General features: G+C 52.9%; 13 protein-coding genes. All 13 read right to left on the bottom strand.

The genetic code is table 11. The features are described 5' to 3' along the window. Positions 1 to 42 precede the first annotated feature (42 nt). Entirely contained in the window at positions 43 to 579 is a 537-nt protein-coding gene (locus PS2015_RS05520) for a DUF924 family protein (protein WP_058021285.1), read from the bottom strand. 33 nt (positions 580 to 612) lie between these two features. Then, positions 613 to 2259, bottom strand: a complete 1647-nt coding sequence (locus tag PS2015_RS05515) for a hypothetical protein (protein ID WP_156412670.1) — start codon at positions 2257 to 2259, stop codon at positions 613 to 615. Between the two features lie 12 nt (positions 2260 to 2271). Further along, positions 2272 to 4521, bottom strand: a complete 2250-nt coding sequence (locus tag PS2015_RS05510; protein WP_058021283.1) for a TonB-dependent receptor — start codon at positions 4519 to 4521, stop codon at positions 2272 to 2274. Positions 4522 to 4674: 153 nt separating this feature from the next. Then, the gene (locus tag PS2015_RS05505) at positions 4675 to 5277 is read right to left on the bottom strand and encodes a DUF2306 domain-containing protein (protein WP_058021282.1); all 603 of its coding nucleotides are present in this window, start codon (positions 5275 to 5277) and stop codon (positions 4675 to 4677) included. Further along, a complete protein-coding gene (locus PS2015_RS05500) occupies positions 5277 to 5765 on the bottom strand; it encodes a VOC family protein (protein ID WP_058021281.1) in 489 nt (162 codons plus the stop codon). The genes PS2015_RS05505 and PS2015_RS05500 overlap by 1 nt, the downstream gene beginning before the upstream one ends. Positions 5766 to 5812: 47 nt before the next feature. Beyond that, positions 5813 to 6490, bottom strand: coding sequence for a glutathione S-transferase family protein (locus PS2015_RS05495; RefSeq protein WP_058021280.1), 678 nt, complete (start codon positions 6488 to 6490; stop codon positions 5813 to 5815). A gap of 59 nt (positions 6491 to 6549) precedes the next feature. Continuing rightward, entirely contained in the window at positions 6550 to 8181 is a 1632-nt protein-coding gene (locus PS2015_RS05490; protein WP_058021279.1) for a carboxylesterase/lipase family protein, read from the bottom strand. A gap of 118 nt (positions 8182 to 8299) precedes the next feature. Next, complete coding sequence (locus PS2015_RS05485) at positions 8300 to 8767, bottom strand: GNAT family N-acetyltransferase (RefSeq protein ID WP_058021278.1); 468 nt, start codon at positions 8765 to 8767, stop codon at positions 8300 to 8302. Continuing rightward, a complete protein-coding gene (locus PS2015_RS05480) occupies positions 8764 to 11208 on the bottom strand; it encodes an ABC transporter permease (RefSeq protein ID WP_058021277.1) in 2445 nt (814 codons plus the stop codon). The genes PS2015_RS05485 and PS2015_RS05480 overlap by 4 nt, the downstream gene beginning before the upstream one ends. Before the next feature lie 26 nt (positions 11209 to 11234). Next, on the bottom strand, positions 11235 to 11930 hold the full coding sequence (locus tag PS2015_RS05475; RefSeq protein ID WP_058021276.1) for an ABC transporter ATP-binding protein: 696 nt from the start codon (positions 11928 to 11930) through the stop codon (positions 11235 to 11237). Positions 11931 to 11961: 31 nt separating this feature from the next. Beyond that, positions 11962 to 13221 (bottom strand): efflux RND transporter periplasmic adaptor subunit, encoded by a 1260-nt coding sequence (locus tag PS2015_RS05470; RefSeq protein WP_058021275.1) that lies wholly within the window; start codon positions 13219 to 13221, stop codon positions 11962 to 11964. 118 nt (positions 13222 to 13339) lie between these two features. Next, positions 13340 to 14746, bottom strand: coding sequence for a sensor histidine kinase (locus PS2015_RS05465; protein WP_058023161.1), 1407 nt, complete (start codon positions 14744 to 14746; stop codon positions 13340 to 13342). A gap of 22 nt (positions 14747 to 14768) precedes the next feature. Beyond that, positions 14769 to 17195 carry a two-component system response regulator gene (locus PS2015_RS05460; protein WP_058021274.1) on the bottom strand — a complete coding sequence of 809 codons (2427 nt, stop codon included), beginning with the start codon at positions 17193 to 17195 and terminating at the stop codon, positions 14769 to 14771. Positions 17196 to 17287: the final 92 nt, after the last annotated feature.

Below are 17287 nucleotides of genomic sequence, written 5' to 3'. Positions count from 1 at the left end.
AATAACCGGACCAGAATCGACCGATCGACAGCTCGTCGGCCGCTAGAAAGAAGAGCCCGGCTGCTCCAGAAATACCAGCTCTTCCGGGGTTGATGCACGGCCCAAAATTGCGTTGCGGTGCGGGTAACGCCCAAAGCGGTCAATAATAACCTTATGCTTGAGCTCAAAGTCGTAATTGGTGGCAGGTGCGTGCGCCTTGAACAAACGCTCTGCCTGAACATGAATTGCCCTGGATTCGCTGTGCATGTAGGGCATCAGGAGAAATGTACGTTCTGTTTCCGTCAGAGCATTCAAAGCGCCTGACTGCACGGCTTCCTGCGACAATGCCAGTGCGAGTGGATCCTGCGCAAAGGCTGCTGGTGTATCACGGTAGACATTTCGGGAAAACTGATCCAGTACTATGATTTCCGCCAATCGACCAGCCGGCGTGCTTCGCCACTCAAACAGTTCACACCGACTACCCTGCTTTAGCAGATCGCCGAATCGCTCCCCGATCATCAGATCAAAGGACTCATCTTTCTTCCACCAGTGGACGGGAGTGATTTCTTTGAACCAGAAATCAAGGACTGATTGATACACGGTATGGAGCCCCTTCTGATTGAATACAGTTGGCTACAAAGATAGCCAGTATCTTACCTGATCCTCCTGAAGAATGCCGCTGTGCGCTTCGGCCGCGTGATTCTCGTTGAAGTAGTAACTGCGCGGCAGCTCTCCAAACCAGTTGGGGTCAATGCTGTAACGCAGACGCTCGGTGAAGGAGTCGGCGAACATCCAGGAGGTGATGCCATCAAGTTCATAGTCGTACAGGAAGTCCAGCGCGTCTTCCATGCCCTCGATGTCATCAGTTGACACCAGTACCAGTGGCAGGCCCGGCTGCTCTTTCAGCAGTTCGCCAAACATGTCCAACTCTACCATGCAGGGTGGGCAGGTCACTGACCATAGCGCCAGCACAAAGGGCTGACCTTCGCGCTGGGTTTTGATGTCTTCAAACGTCGTTGTTGTGAAGGCTCTGATGTCTGGCTTTGAGTCGGCAATGCGCACAAATTTATAGCCGTCTTCGTGCGTCATCCAGCTCACGCGAAGCCCCTCCGGCCCCTGCACCAGCAAAGGGTGGTCAGAACCACCTTCGGTTGTCGCCAGCACTGACTCTTCACTCCAGGATGTACCGTCATCCGACGAGCTCACAAGAATCAGATCAGTGGCCACACCGTTAAATCGCTTCCACACCATGTGCAGTACGTCGTCTTCAACAGCCAAAGAAGGATGTCCTGCCCCTGGACGCCCGTCCATCTGTTTTACCCGCGACGTTTCACCGATGGCAACATCATGGCGGCCATAGTACAGACCGCGGTGGGTATCTCCCGCGCTGAACCAGCTCATGTGATAAGTTTCTGATGAATCCGCAGGAACCATCGAGGGACCGTGATGCGGACAGGCATCAATCTGCCAGTCATCCACAGTTGCGCGGTTGACAGATGTGACGTCTGACCCGTTTACCGTGGCAATGGCGTGATCGCGAGTATTCACATCAAACACATGTCGCCACATCAATGCCATGCCATTGTCACCATGCGGTGCCACAGCGATTCGGCAGCACTCGCAGCTATGGTCGGCAATTTTCTGATTGGGCGCAAAGCTGCGACCATTGTCATCCGAATAGGTGTAGAACACCCCACTGCCACGATACTCTTCGCCACGCTCTTTTGCGTATTCCAGATTCCGCTTGTCCAGCCAGGTGATGTAAAGCCGCCCTTCGTCGGTCAGCAGCATGCTTTCAAAACGGTGGCTGGTCAGTAAGCCATCGTCGTTGACGGTTCTGACCGGTTCAAACGTCGAGCCCATATCCGTTGAGTAGGTATAGCGAATATCACCGGTGTGCATGCCTTCGGTCTTTTGAGTCCATGAAACAAACAGCGAACCACTGTCATCATCCACAATGATTTTGGGCCGGTTCTCGCCGTTGGTTTCGATATTCTCCGGCTCGTCTGTCACACGGATGGCGACATCAAACTGCCGACCATCGTCGCGCGATTTCGTCAACCAGACATGTTGCTGATACTCAAAGACTACCCACAGGCTGCCATCGTCAGAGAACGTGGCACTGGGTGCCGAGCCACAGTGGATCAAGCCAGGACTATTGACGTCACAGGATTCAATCGCGGCAGCATTGATGTTTGGAGCGATGAAAGTAACGCCTGCAGCAAAGGCCAAAATGCAAGCCTGAGTCCACATTGTCGCCGTGGCAAAAATACGCATCATTTACTCCCGTTATTACCAGTCATAGGACACATTCAGATACAGTGTTCGACCCGGCCACGGGTGGGCAACGTAATCTATGTCGTTGGCAATATTATCTACGCCAGCGCTGAATGTGAAGCCGTTCTGAAGCCTATAGTTTCCTTTGATGCCAGTCCGGGAATAACCATCCTGAGCGCCGAAAACGCCCTGTTCCAGATCCCGATTATCATTGCGGCCGAAACTCGAATCAGCATACTGATGATTGAGACCTACATCGAGCTGAGAATTAATTCGGTAAGTCGCCATCAAATTGCTGCGCCAGGTGGGCATTCGAGGGTACACATTGCCCTCTATGCCGGGATCCACCCGGTTTTCGACAATCTCATTGTCGGTGTAGGTGACATTAAACCGTACATCCAGTCTGTCGTTCAGCAGACCGCTGACGTTGGCAATAAATTCCGTACCCAGCGTATCGACCTGATCGATCGGCACAAATGTACGCACGGACAGTCCGCCAGGCAACGTCTCCGACTGTGATTCAATCACGTCTTTGATACTTTCCTGAAACACATTCAACCGGATATAACCACCGGCAACTCCGTACTCAATGCCCAGATTGTGATGCAGGCCATCTTCCGGGCGCAGTTCCGGATTCGATTGATTGATGGCGTTGTAGGCCTGGTACTGGCTGAACAACTCCTCGACAATCGGATAGCGATACGCTTTGGCCGCCGCATAACTCAAGGTCCAGCGGTCAGTAGCCTGATAGGCGGCACTGAATTTTGGCGAGAAGGAACTGCGTTTTTGCTCTGGTACTGAATTCAACGTCAGCCCAGCCCCGCTGCCCACGCTGAAGAATCCACCGTGACTTCTGAACCACTCCTGTCGGGCACCAACCTGCACTTCCCATTGTTCATGCGGCACCCAGTTCAATTGCGCAAATGCAGCCTGCAACATCGTCTCACCGCCGCTTCGGCTGCTCATGGCTGACTTGATGCCTGACTGATAATCGTCCGACGTGTAGACGGCTATATCCATCTGATAGCTGTCGTGACGCAGACCCGTGGTTAAGGTCATATTGCCGGACTCACTGAGCGTACTGACCATTTTGACCTCTGCACCGGACCAGCCGGTGTCACCGAAATCGGTCACTTGACCGCTCGGCGTATGAGTCGGGTCCAGGGGGTGACGTTGCGAGTTGCGGGACTCATCTCTCAGTATGGAGAAATGGTTGAGATTGATCTCCAGCTCTGAGTTCTCAAGCACCGGGCCACGCAGTCGCAAGCCAGTGGACAGACTATCGCGATCCTGCGCCCCTACGCTGAATCGGGATGCCGGAATCGAGACAGTACTGCCGTCCTGGTTCACAGTGCCACCCCAGACAGTGCTGCCATCTGCTGCGCGCATATAGCTGTTGGGCGCGTTATCAGAGAAACGATCCTCATAGGCCAGATTCAGCAGCGCCGACCACTGATTAAAGTCGTAACCCAGCTTGATTTTGTAGTTATTGGTTTCGGTGTTCACAACGCCAGTGTCACCCAGCCACAGACGATTCACGCCCATCTGATCGTTACCCACGATTCCGCCGCTAACTCCTGTGGAGTTGGGTGCCGAAGAAGGCGAACCGTTATAAAAGGTTTGTGGCTGAGCATCGTTCTCCAGACGGTTGAAAGAGAAATACAGACTCAGATCACCTATTTTGTCGCCTGCTGAAAAGAACGTCTTGTAACCGTTCAATCGGTCATCAAACCCGTAGGCACCAAAATCCTGGGAGAAAAATGAGCTGTCAAAGTGAAACTCTCGCTCCTGGGGAATAGCAGATTCAATGTTGACCACGCCACCCATGGCATTGCCGCTATACAGGGCTGAGAACGGTCCGTACAACACTTCCACCTGAGCTATCTCGCTGGCAGATACCAGCGTCCAGCGCGGCGATCCGTTCCAGCGTGACTGCAGCAGATAATGCAGCGGCACGCCGTCCGCAAACACCATAGAGCGCGAAGTCTGGAACATATTGGCACCGCGCATGCCCATGGTGCCGTTGGAGTCACCAATGAAGCGGCGGCGAATTACCAGGCTGGGTTCGTATTTGACAATATCCTCAGTGGTAGCGACGTTAATGCTCAAAAGATCTGCCTGCGTCAGCACACTGGCGGGGTGCGAGAGGTCACTGCGCTGGCCCAGTTGCTGACCCCAGATCTGGATTTCTTCCACTTGCGGCGCCTGGCTGCCAGCAGAATTCTCCGTCTGGGCAGATACCTGCAGTGAATAGCTGGCCAACATTAAGCAGCTGAGCGACGAACAACTGAGTATAGTCCTGACAAATCCTACCGACATACGAACCCCCGCAAGCATTTAACTTATTGATATGGGGGGCATACTATCCATTTGTAGGCAAATCCTGAATGCGACACAGTGTCGCACCGCCGTGGGTCCTTAACGGGAGCGTAAGAACACCCACTCCGCAACCACCAGGTTCGGCACCCAGGCCAGCCAGGCAATGGCCGGATAGGCCTGCTCAAACGGCACGCCCATCATCAGAAACAGCGGCAACCAGATGCGAAGTGTCACAGCGCCCAGCGTCATTGCGTAACTGCGAACCATCCACTGCTGGTGCACAACAATATTGCGCTTAAGAATGTGCCAGAAGGCAAGTCCTGTCGATATCAACCAGAGCACCGCCAGCAATCCGAAGCCAAAACGCGCGGCGAGCCCACCCGCTGCATGAAATGCCAGGTACAGCCCGGCTATACCACCGATCAGCACGCCGCCAACATACACCCGCCCCAACCAGCGGTGCAGATGTGGATAGCGGGTTCTCCAGCCCTTATTAAACTGGCTGGCTCCGGCCAGTAGCACAATGCCGCCGCCAATAAAGTGCAGCAATGCGGCACCAGGCGTCTGAGACACCATATCCGCTACAAAACCGCCTCGCATGGCTGGAGCAAATCCCATGGCCAGCGCATAGGCACTCACGCCGATAGCGGCGAACAGCATAAGGTACCAGGCTGCTGATTTACTGGCTGTATTTGTTTTCATTATGGGCGTGGCCAATAACGTACCGGATTGATATCATCCTCTTTAATAAGGCTTTCCTCAATATGTTCATAATCATAACAATTCAGTTCAAAATGATTACCCCAAGGGTCGGTGAAGTTATAGACCCAGCAAAGATCAAAATCAACAATGTCATTGAGTCGAAGGGGCTGACCGCCGGGACCGTTAATACCATTGGGTAGGGAGCGGGCGAAATTGACAAAGGTCTGCGCATCCACACTGAATGCGATTCCCATCGTTTGAGGAATCATGGGATGATCCGGGCTTGCCTCAAACAGCGCCAGCATGGTCCTGCCGCCATCAGCCGAAATCTGCAGCGGCCCGCCGTCCACTTCATTCGCCCAGAATGCATATTTGTCGACGACTTCAAAACCCAGATTTTCTGCATACCACTGTGCCGCCAGGGCCCGGTCTGGTACACGGATGTGAACGTGGTCCAGGTGCCCCATTTTGAATTTTGTCTGCGTCATATCTGTGCTGACTCCGGTTACAAACTCGGCGAGAAGCCTGCCTACACCTAAAATCCGTACAGAGCTTTCAGGTGCGCCATGAAGTCAGGGCGATTGGCTGCCGCATCAGCACGCACTTTTTGCACGTGAGGGCGTTCTTCCATGCGCGCACAGTAGGCATCCAGGCCCGGTACTTCTGTTAGCGGATCACGGCCCAGGAATGCCTTACCTACATTACGCACAATCGGCAAATTCAGAATCGCTGCAATATCCGCCAGCGTGAATTGATCGCCATAGGCAAAGGCCTCGAAACGTGACAGTTTAGGCAAAGCCGCGGCTGCTTTATCCAGCCCCTTTTCGACCTCTTTAAGTACGGCAGGATCGGGTTTGGTACCCAGCAACAGGTTAGGAATCACGCGTCGCGCAACCAGTTCAAAATACAATTCAATGAACTGCGACAGTTCGTGGACCTTCGCAATGCCAAAGGGTGTCGCCGGCAGCAGCGAAGGCGTCGGATAAGCCCGTTCGATATACTCCAGAATAGCGCGCGACTCACTGATGAAACCTTCAGGAGTCTCCAATGCAGGCACCTTGCCCAGCGGACTTTTGTCCAGATACTCGGGTTTATATTTTGGACCCGCCCCGGCATAGGCCAGTACCTCTTCAAAGGCCACGCCTTTCTCCAGCATCGCAAGCTTCGGCACATTGTAATAATTGCTGGCCGCAAAGCCGTGTAATTTGATCATGTTTATTCCTGTAAGTTTTAGGCTATGCCAAGTGGCAGTCAGTCAAAATAGATTCTTGATCAATCCAGATTCAAAACCCGCTGCATCACTTCACGTCGCGGGCCGATAGGATCTTCAACCACGCGACTCTCATTGTCCAGCACCATGGTCTGACGCGACGCCCCCGTATAAAACGGCCAGTCAGGCAGTTTTCCGGTATCCGGATTACCGCGTCCGGCAAAGGCTATCCAGCTATCGCTGATTTTGTCAGCCATGCGACGTTCTTCAACCGATCCGGTCGTGAAGCCATACACTGTGCGCTCGGAGTGTGTGTTATCAAATACAAAAGGAATATCCAGCGCATGTGGGGTCATCAGACGTCCATTGAGGGTTTTGGTTTCCCAGGTCAGATAATAGGAACGCACAGGGGCCGCATTGAGGGCTGCCCGGCGTTCCGCAATCACTGTGCAGGGCACCACATAAGCGCGATCACTGACTATCAGGAAAAACAGTTCACTGGGTGAGGCATCAGGCTCGGCGCGGCGGTAGACATCAATCACTTCCGCGGTCATGTCACCCAGAATAGACTGGAGACGCTGCCGCATCCCGGCCTCGTCCAAGTCGAACGCTGCAGTATCGCTGCGCATCTGCAGAGTCAATTCCGTGCGGTTTGCACCCACGATCAAAGGCACATCAGGATTCACCGCAGAAGCTGCCGGATGAAAGGGTGATTGCGGTAATGCATCGCCGTCCACCACCGGCGCGAAGCTGCTGCTCTGCGACAGTCTCTGATAAGCTGCAATGATCTGCTCGACCGGCGCGTTCTGCACACCCTGCATGTCGCCGGGGCGCAGGCCCAGCGCCTCAAACAACGATGTCGCCTGACGGGTACCTGCATCCGCCGATGCCAGCCGAATGGTCGGGCCACTCTGAATCACAGCCCGGTGGAACAACCCTTTTGCAGCCGGCATGGCCAGCAACGTGCCTACTTTGCGGCCCCCACCCGACTCCCCAAATATCATCACATTGTCCGGGTCACCGCCAAACTGTTCAATATTGCGCTGCACCCATTCCAGCGCGGCCACCAGATCCAGCATGCCCGCTGTACCCGCATGTGCAAAACGCTCATCACCCAGCTCCGCCATGTGCGAGAAACCCATAATGTTCAAGCGATGATTCACCGTCACCACCACCACATCACCGCGGTTGCAGAGATTGGTGCCATCGTAACTGGGGCTGGAGCCACTCAGGCTGGTAAAACCACCGCCGTGACACCAGAACATGACTGGTCGTTTGCGATTACTGTTGGCCTGTGGCGTCCAGATGTTGATCACCAGACAATCTTCACTTTGCCCGGCAGCTAATTGGCCATTGGCATCCAGCGACTGCGGTGCGGTCGGCCCGTATTCAATCGATTCACGAATACCGGTCCAGGCCTGTGCCGGCTGCGGCGGCCGGAAGCGATTCTCACCGGCGGTAGAGGCGCCGTAGGGTATGCCCTTGAAAACGCTGACACCTTCGTTGACATAACCACGCACCCTGCCAGTTTCTGTCTCTACAACCGCTGAGGGCGAACTTTGTGCCGCTAGACGACCTGGCAGCCAAAGACCACTGGCGGCAATAGCGCCTGCCGCACCAAGCTGCATGGATTGGCGCAGAAACCGGCGACGGCTCTGCAGTGAGGGGTGTTGCCGATGAGAAGGTCCTGTCATGGTTTAACTCCGTGTAGAAACTCTGCTTAACAATGCCTTAAATTGCCGTCAGTTAATGCGCACCAGGCCGATCTGATTGCTGCTGCTCTATCACTGTCAGGCTACTTTCCTGGTGCGATCATAGCTGGAAAATCGACCCAATTCGTTGGTAACCGAGTTTTTCATAATACAGGTCTTCATCCGAAAGAACATACACCTCCTGATTCGGAAACGCCTGCTTGATCCTGCCCAGCAGCCTGACACCAAAACCATTGCCGCGGTGTTGAGGGGCTACATACAGCTCACTGACATACACACCAAACCCGTCGACGATGGCACGGAGATATCCACAGATTTGCCCCTCACTCTCACACACGTAAGTTTCGGTTTCCAGCAGGCACTGCCTGAACGTGTCAATGGCAGCAGCGTCGAGGAAGGAACTCCAGTCTGACTCTTCGCTCAATAGCGCCAACAGCTCGGTTTCATGACCATGAGTGTATTTCAGAATTTTGTTCATGGGGTTAGGGTTTTTGACAAGATTGAACAAAGCCGTGACCAAGGGCTGGTTGATGGCCGACTGACATAGCCGACCATCCTGCCCGCTCACTCCGAACGCAATGACTGCACCGGATCAGCTCTGGCCGTGCGGATGCACTGCGCTGCCACCGTAACCAGCGATAGCACTATCATTCCGGCAATCACCAGTAGATAAATCAACGGTGACACACTGGCCTGAGCGGAGAACTGCTCAAAGAAAAATCCGGTCGCAAAATACGCCAGCACGCTCGCGATCAGGCAGGCCACAATCACCGGCTTGATAAAATCCAGGCTGAGCAGTTCGACGATAGATCGTGCGGTGGCACCCAGCACTTTACGCACACCAATCTCCTTGGTGCGACGCTCGGTTGAATAATACGCCAGGGCATACAAACCTAAAGCCGCGATTACAATAGTGATCAAAGCCGCAAATTGAGCCGCGCGATTGATGCCATTGGTTTCTTCGTAGATCTGCTGACTGAAGCTCTGTTCGTAGAACTCACGGTCGATGGGCGCATCCGGTCGATGTGTGGCCCACACGCTGTCGATATGCCGCAGGGCACTGTCGCGCTGCGCCGGGTCAATGCGGATCAGCAAAGTGCGCATAGGTTGTCTGCTTGCACGCAGAATGGACGTGGAGCGCAGGGTGTCTTCAAGCCCGCCTGACAACCTGAAATCGTTTATGACACCTACCACCCTGAAACTGAAATTACCCAGCATCAGAATCTGATCAATTGCCGTTTCATTGCTGCCAAGCTCGAAATTTCTAACCGCAGCAGGCGTAATCATAATGCCATATGTTTCTTCGGGATCCAGCGGTCCAAACATGTAATCCGCCGGAAAATCCTGCGAGAAATTGCGACCGGCCAGCAACTGAATCTGCATGGCATCAAGGTAATTTTCATCCACACCAAGATGGCTGACGGGGCGGGAATCTTCCGCTGGCCAGTTGACATGACGCCATGGGTTGTAACCGCCATTTAAAGGTGGTGCCTGCGAAACTTTTCCAACCGTCAAAATACCGGGATGCTGCTGCAGGTCATTCACCATCGCATCGTAGTTGAACTGCTCCGGATTACGCGGGTTGTACATGCTGTCCAGTACCACCAGATTATGGCGGTTGAATCCAATATCAATATTGTTCAGGTGCCGCACCTGCAAGGTGATGCCAATCGCCAGAATCACCAGCACCACTGCAAAAGTAAACTGCACGACCGTCAGCGCTGAACGAATCAGGCGACTGGATTTGCCCCCATCACGTTTACCACTGATGGCTGCGGTTGGCGAAAAACGTGACATACGCAGTGCAGGTACCAGGCCCGCAAGAAAGCCGGTCAGCGTCACAAAAAATACGATACTGGCAATGGACGCTGACCCGAACATATCTGCAAATGTAAACGCAGTAGCAGTCAATGCCGTGTAAGGACCAGTGGCAAGATAGATGACAGGCAACGCGACCAGCAATGCAATCAAGGTCAGCAACATCGATTCAACCAGAAACTGAGTTAACAGATCGTAACGGGTTGCACCCAGCGTCTTTCGCACTCCGGTTTCCTTGGCGCGCTGCTGCATTTGCGACAGGGACAGGTTGGCAAAATTGATGCAGGAACTGATCAGAATGAGTACCGCAAAGGTCACCAGTCCAATCATTACCAGTCTGCGGCTGTGATCCGCCGCAGCAAAGCCCTGCCGAGGTGACAGATGAATATCAGCGAGCGGCTCCAGATCAAGCGTTGTTTCCAGGCTCACCGCAAATTCACGCTGAGCGTCAGGTATATTACGCTGAATAAAAGCTGGAAAATCCGCACGAATCGCTTCGGCAGAGGCTGGGTCAGGGATCACCACATACGCCATGGTGCCATTATATAAAGACCACGCCGAGCCATTCATAAAAGTCTCGCCCACAATCTGGCGACCGGTTGGCGAGCCAATCATGATGTCGATATCCAGATGGGTATTGGATGGCAGATCACTAATAACACCGGTGACGCGCAAATCTCTCCTGTTTTCCAGAGTCAGGGTTTTACCCATCGGATCTTCCTGACCAAAGTACTTTCTGGCGACACTTTCGGTCACCACAACAGTGTTGGGGTCGGTCAAGGCAGTGCCAGCATCACCCTGGAGAAAGTCAAATGAAAAAATGGATAAAAATTCGGGATCGACCCAATGATACTCATTGGGTGCCGCGACATCACGATAGGCAAAGAGTCCGTTGGTGCCCACAATTTTGGCAGCCGTCTCGATCTGCCCGTAATCCTGTAACAACGGGTTAAAAATGCCTTCGGCTATCCAGCTGCTGTCTATGCGTTGATCCGTGGTAATACTGGTGACAACCCGATAAATATTTTGCCAGTTGTCAAAATCTTTATCGTAGCTGCGGGTGTATTGCACATGCATCAGCACCAGAATGCTGCACACCAGCCCAAGACTCAGGCTTAGCACTTTGATGGCGGTGAAACCGGGCTGCTTGCGCAGATTACGTAACGCGACGATCAGATAGTTGTAGAACACGGTGCATCCCTCGCGTAGAACTGAATTTAAAGAACGGCGTCAGCGCTGGCCTCGGCGTTTGCGTCTACAATTTTCCCATCCAGCAGGCGCACCACGCGGGTGCCATACGCTGCATAATGTTCGGAATGCGTCACCATAATCACCGTGGCACCTTCCTGATTCAGTTCTTTGAGTAATGCCATCACTTCATCCCCGTTGCGGGTGTCCAGGTTTCCGGTCGGTTCGTCGGCCAGCAGAACCTTCGGATTGCTCACGATGGCACGCGCAATGGCCACACGCTGCTGCTGTCCGCCTGACAGTTGCTGGGGATAATGTTTACTGCGGTGATCAATCGACACGCGCTTCAAAACAGTTTCAACTCTTGCCTTTCGTTCCGCTGCGGGCACCTTCTGATACAAGAGCGCCAGATCAACGTTTTGCGACACAGTCAGTTCATCGATCAGATTAAAACTTTGAAAGATCACACCAATATTGGCTTTGCGTATGCTGGCACGCTGTGACTCGCTGTAACCGGCCAGATCTTCACCATCAAAGAAGTAATGACCACTATTGGGAGTATCGAGAAGCCCAAGCATATTGAGCAAGGTAGATTTGCCGCAACCGGACGGGCCCATAATGGACACAAACTCACCATTGTCCACTGTAAGGTCTATGTTATCGAGTGCTGCTGTTTCAATCTCTTCCGTGCGATGTACCTTACAGATCTTTTCAAGTTTGATCATGGTAGTGGTTTCCCTGATATCCAATGTGAATTTATTGATCCAACTGCACCCTCTCGGCATTAATGATGGCGCTGTAACCGGAGGTAATCACCCTGTCACCCGTCTCCAGCCCCTCACGGACTTCTATAAAGCGGTTATTACGACGGCCTGTCACAATCTCGCGCCGATTAGCGCTCTGTCCGGATGCATCCAGCACAAACACCCAGTTACCACCGGTTTCCTGTACGAAACTGCCAATCGGCAACAGCAACGTCTCTTGTGGGCTCCCCAGCACCAGTTCCAGCTGCAGGGTCTGCCCACGTCGCAGACTATCTGGCACGTTCTGGTCAAAAATAAGATCAACAGTAAACAGACCGTTGGTGATTTCCGGATACACCCGGTCAACAACGACGCTGTACTCTGTGCCAGACAGGGAGAACCGGGCTGATTGGCCGGGCGATACGCGGGACACATAAAACTCGTCAATCTGGGCGGCAACCTTGTATTGATTGACTACATCAATCTGCCCCAGGCGCTGACCGTTGAGCTTGCTCTCGCCAATCTGCACCGGCAGCGAGGTCAGCTGGCCTGAAATCGGCGCCCTCACCAGCAAACTCTCAAAACTGGTTTGGGCAAGCGTCAGGTTGTCCTCAAGCTTCTCTATTTGCTCAGCAATCTGAACCTGGCGGGACTGGCGGATACGGTTTTCCAGCGCCTGCCTGGCCCGAGTGTTCACCAGCAGCCGCCTGTTGTAGTCCAGTTCATCTACAATTGCTTCAAAATCCTGCTGCGAAATCATGCGCTCCGCCACCAGTTCCTGATGACGGTTCATTTGGCGCTCCAGCGTGGTGATACGGTATTCCAGATTGATGATTTCCCGCTCGGTATTCAGCTGGGTGGTTTCAAAACCGTTGGCGATATTGGTGAGATAGTTGAGCTGTTCAGTGATAGCCGTATCATTATTGGCAACACTCAGGCGCAAGGAAGTGTTACTTAGCTGCAGCAATGGCTGGCCCGCTTCAACAAAGGCGCCCTCCTGCACAAAAATCTGCTCAACCACGCCGCCGTTAACAGCATCCAGAAAAACACTGTTCAGTGGTTGAACCGTTCCTCGGACGGAAATCACATCTTCGAGAGTACCCATTTGTACGCTGCTGATGATGAGTTGCGCAGCTGGCACCCGCACTGATCTGACAGAGGCATCAACCACAGTCTGAAATATAAACCATCCGACCAGGCCAACCACCACAAATCCTGCCAGCCACTGCCACCATGGTCGCTGCTGCTTCTGAATGACCTTATCCATTGTCATAGTGCGATTCCTTCCAAAGCACACCTCCTCACCTTTGTCCGAACTATAACGATTTCATCCTTCCCGTCAATTCACCATAAGTCCATATACGTGAGTCATTCCAAGCAGGATACAAGTGTTAATTGGTTAAACGTTCCAGGTCAAAACTCAAGGCAAAGCGGGTCGGATTTCTACTGGTCACGTCCAGCTCAGCTTCAATCTGCGCCGTCAATGCGTGCATCAACCGCAGACCCAGCGACGCACTTTCACTGGTAACTTTATCAGCTGGCAGCCCTATACCAGTGTCAGTGACTGCCAATACAGCCCTGCTGTAGCCGGAACGCTTGAGGGTAACCGTCAACGTTCCAGACCTGTTGCCCGGAAAAGCGTGCTTCAGGGCATTAGTGACCAGTTCATTAACGATGAGACCCAGAGGCAAACTGCGGTTCATCGATAGCAGCAAAGGATCAAGGTCCAGTTGGAGATCAATGCGATCGCGATCCATGCCATAGGACTGAGCCAGATTATGAGTAAGGGAGGTAATCAACTCTTTCGCGTCGATCTGGGCAAAATCCTGAGATTGGTAAAGGATCTGGTGGATCAGGGATATAGTTTTGACGCGATTCTGACTTTCCATAAGTGCAGCTCGCGCCTGCTCCCCAGCCACCTGATCCATTTGCATCCCGATCAAACTGTCGATGACCTGCAGGTTGTTTTTCACTCGGTGATGAATCTCCGCCAGCAGCGTTTCCTTGGCGAGCAAGGCGGATCTCAAAGACTCTTCCTGTTGTTTGCGCTCTGTAATATCGACAACAGATGCCAGAATCATTACGCCGTTGGCTGTCCGCAACGGGTTCAGCCCTATTTCAACCGGGAACTCTTCGCCATGCCTGTTCAATGCGTACAGATCTCGTCCCTTTCCCATCGCCCTGGAAACCGGCTGCTGGGTGTAAGTATGCCTGACACCCGGATGATCCTCTCTGAAGCGCACAGGCACCAGTATATCTACGTTGGCACCAATCAGCTCCTCGCGACTGTAGCCAAACATGGTTTCTATCATGGAATTGACGAGCGTAATCTTCCCCTCCTTGTCTGTCATGATCATCCCGTTGGGAGCGGCCTCGACAGCAAGGTGAACCATCTCCTGCGCACGCTGGCGCTCGGTAATATCAACAATGGTGGCGAAGATAAAAACACGCTCTCCGATTGTTATCGGATTCAGGCCAATTTCCACCGGTATTTCGCTGCCATCTTTGTGAAGACCATACAGATCCCGCCCGTGCCCCATGGCTCGCGCTTGGGGGTTCACGACATACCTGGCGCGCAACTTTGGGTGCGCCTGCGAAAATCGCGCCGGCACAAGTTGTTCGATAGGCTGACCGAGCAATTCATCGCGCTGGTATCCAAACAGTGTTTCAACACTGGAATTGGCCCGCACAATTTGGCCGCTGTCATCGACAATAACCATGCCATTGGGCGCCGCTTCGATGGCAAAGTGCATTAATTCATCGTTGTCCAGCCGTTCTGAATGATTCGCTTTCGCCATGTCTTTTCCGCTCTTGGGCTCGTCAGTCATTTCCGCGTAATAGATCAGCCAGACTTTCCGCCGGCAGTGGCTTGCTGAATAGATAACCCTGCAGTTCGTCGCAGCCCGCTGCACAAATAAATTCAGACTGCTCCCGCGTTTCTATTCCTTCCGCGATAACCTGCAGCCCAAGTTCATGACCGAGAACGATGATCGCGGTTGCGATAGCACAGTCGTTGCGGTCACCAGGTATGTCTCTGACAAACGACTGGTCAACTTTCAGCCGATGGATGGGTAGCAGTTTCAATGAGCTCATACAGGAATAACCAGTACCAAAATCGTCTATGGAGATTGTGACACCCAGGGACTCAATTCTTCGCAGTGCTGAAACACTGTCCTCCGAGTTCTGTAACGATGACTCAGTAACCTCCAGTTCCAGAAATTCTCCGGGCATAGCATGGGCTGCCAGTGCGTCCGCTACGATACTGACAAATTGCGGGTCTTTTAGCTGCCTGACTGCCACATTGACGGCAATGCGCACGCCCGGCAATCCGGCATCAACCCAGGTGCGATATTGCCTGCAGGCTTCGCCAATCACCCACTTGCCCACATCAACGATCAGATTACTGTGCTCCGCAACCGGAATGACCTCGGCCGCCGAGAGCAGCCCAGCCTCGGGGTGTTGCCAGCGGATAAGTGCTTCCACACCAATGATCGACAACTCATCCGCGCTGAACTGCGGCTGATAGTGCAAAACGAACTCATTGTTCTGCAGTGCATTGCGCAATTCCTGCTCCCTGTTCAGGTAATGCGCCACCTGCCGTGTCATTTGTGGCTGATAGAATGAATAACAACCCCGCCCCATGGTTTTGGCAGAATACATGGCGGTATCAGCCATCTTGACCAGATCATCCTTGTCACTGGTGTCATCCGGATAGATGCTGATACCAACACTACAACCCGGTGTAAATTCAGTTTTACCGAGCGTCAACGGCTGGTGTACAACATCAATGATTTTGCGAGCCAGAACCTCAAGATCCTGCAACGTACCATACGTATTGGCAATGACAATAAATTCGTCGCCGCCAATCCTGCAGAGGGTATCCGAGCTACGTAAAACCGATCGCAATCGATCCGATATAGTGCGCAGCATCTGGTCACCAATCTGATGTCCCAGGGCGTCGTTGACACGTTTGAAGTGATCGAGGTCGATGAACAATATAGCCAATCGTCGGGCAGTCCGTTCGGCATGTGCAAGTGCCATATTCAAGCGGTCCATGAACAGATGACGATTGGGTAATTCAGTCAGGGAATCGTAATAGGCTATGTAAGCCAGCTCAGCCTGGGCACTGCGTATTTCCGTGATATCGGATATAAGGATGACATATTGTCTGGCCGCGCTGCCGTTATGAGTCATCCGGGAAACGTTGACCAAGGCATGAAAAACTTGCTGATTTCGCCGGTACGAACGAATTTCTCCTCTCCAGCTCGCTCCCCGCTTAAGCTTTGCCGTCATCTGTCTGCGCGCCTGACGACCAATGCTGTCTGCTGACAATAAGGCCAGCGGCTGACCCTGCACATCTGGCTCTTCTAGCCCGGTTATTCTGTAGAAAGCCGCATTTGCGCTTATAACTTTAAGACTTTCATCCGCAATCACGATGGCTTCAGAGCTTGTGTTAAACACCAGGGCTGCCTGCCTCAGGTCTTTTTCCATCCGCTTACGTTCGGTGATATCCTGAATGACGCCCACTGCGTCACAGCAATGCTCATCACCGCGGTTTCCGGAGATACCGTAAAGAGTATAGAAACGCTGTCTTTTTTGCGTATCGACAATCTCAAACTCAACCTCAATCGAACGCTTTATCCTGCGTTGCAGGGCGTTTATTTCAAGGTCGACCCGGCCTCTGTCTGCAATCGCGATCAACGGGCGAAACTCATCCCAGCTTGATACATGCGCCAGATCCGGATGCGGAAGATTAGCCAGAACGATCGGATTACCGGTATTTTCTCCGATCTCCCAGGTCCCCATGTTAGCGGCATCAATAGCCAGCCTCAGCTGTGCTTCGCGACGCTGTATTTCCTGATCCCACTTTGAACGTTCAAGAGAGATACTGATCACGGCGTACAGATCGCGTTCGGAAAACGGTTTTAGCAAATACCCATAGGGTCGTGCCTGAGTGGCGCGTCCCATGGTGGAGTCTTCTGAATACGCAGTGACAAAGATGACGGGGATATGAAACTTTTGGTTAATTATATTGGCGATATCAACGCCATCCAGCGTGTCATTCAGATGAATATCCATCAGGATAATATCCGGAGGGTCTCCTTCCAACAGATCAAGTGCCTGTTTTGCCTTGGCTGCCAGGCCCGTAACCCGGTAGCCTAGCCTCTCCAGCCTGCGCTGGATGTCCATCGCAACAATAGTCTCATCTTCGACTATCAGTACCTTGCTCTGTGCAGCGACATTCACGTTGCCTCCTCACCGGCGAAGAGCATACAGCTTTCGCGACGGTTGTTTAACGGTAATAACTCACGTGACCCTGGATGTCAAATTACGAATTA

This window comes from Pseudohongiella spirulinae (assembly GCF_001444425.1).
GTDB lineage: Bacteria > Pseudomonadota > Gammaproteobacteria > Pseudomonadales > Pseudohongiellaceae > Pseudohongiella > Pseudohongiella spirulinae.
This window is presented reverse-complemented; position numbering and strand designations above follow the sequence as displayed.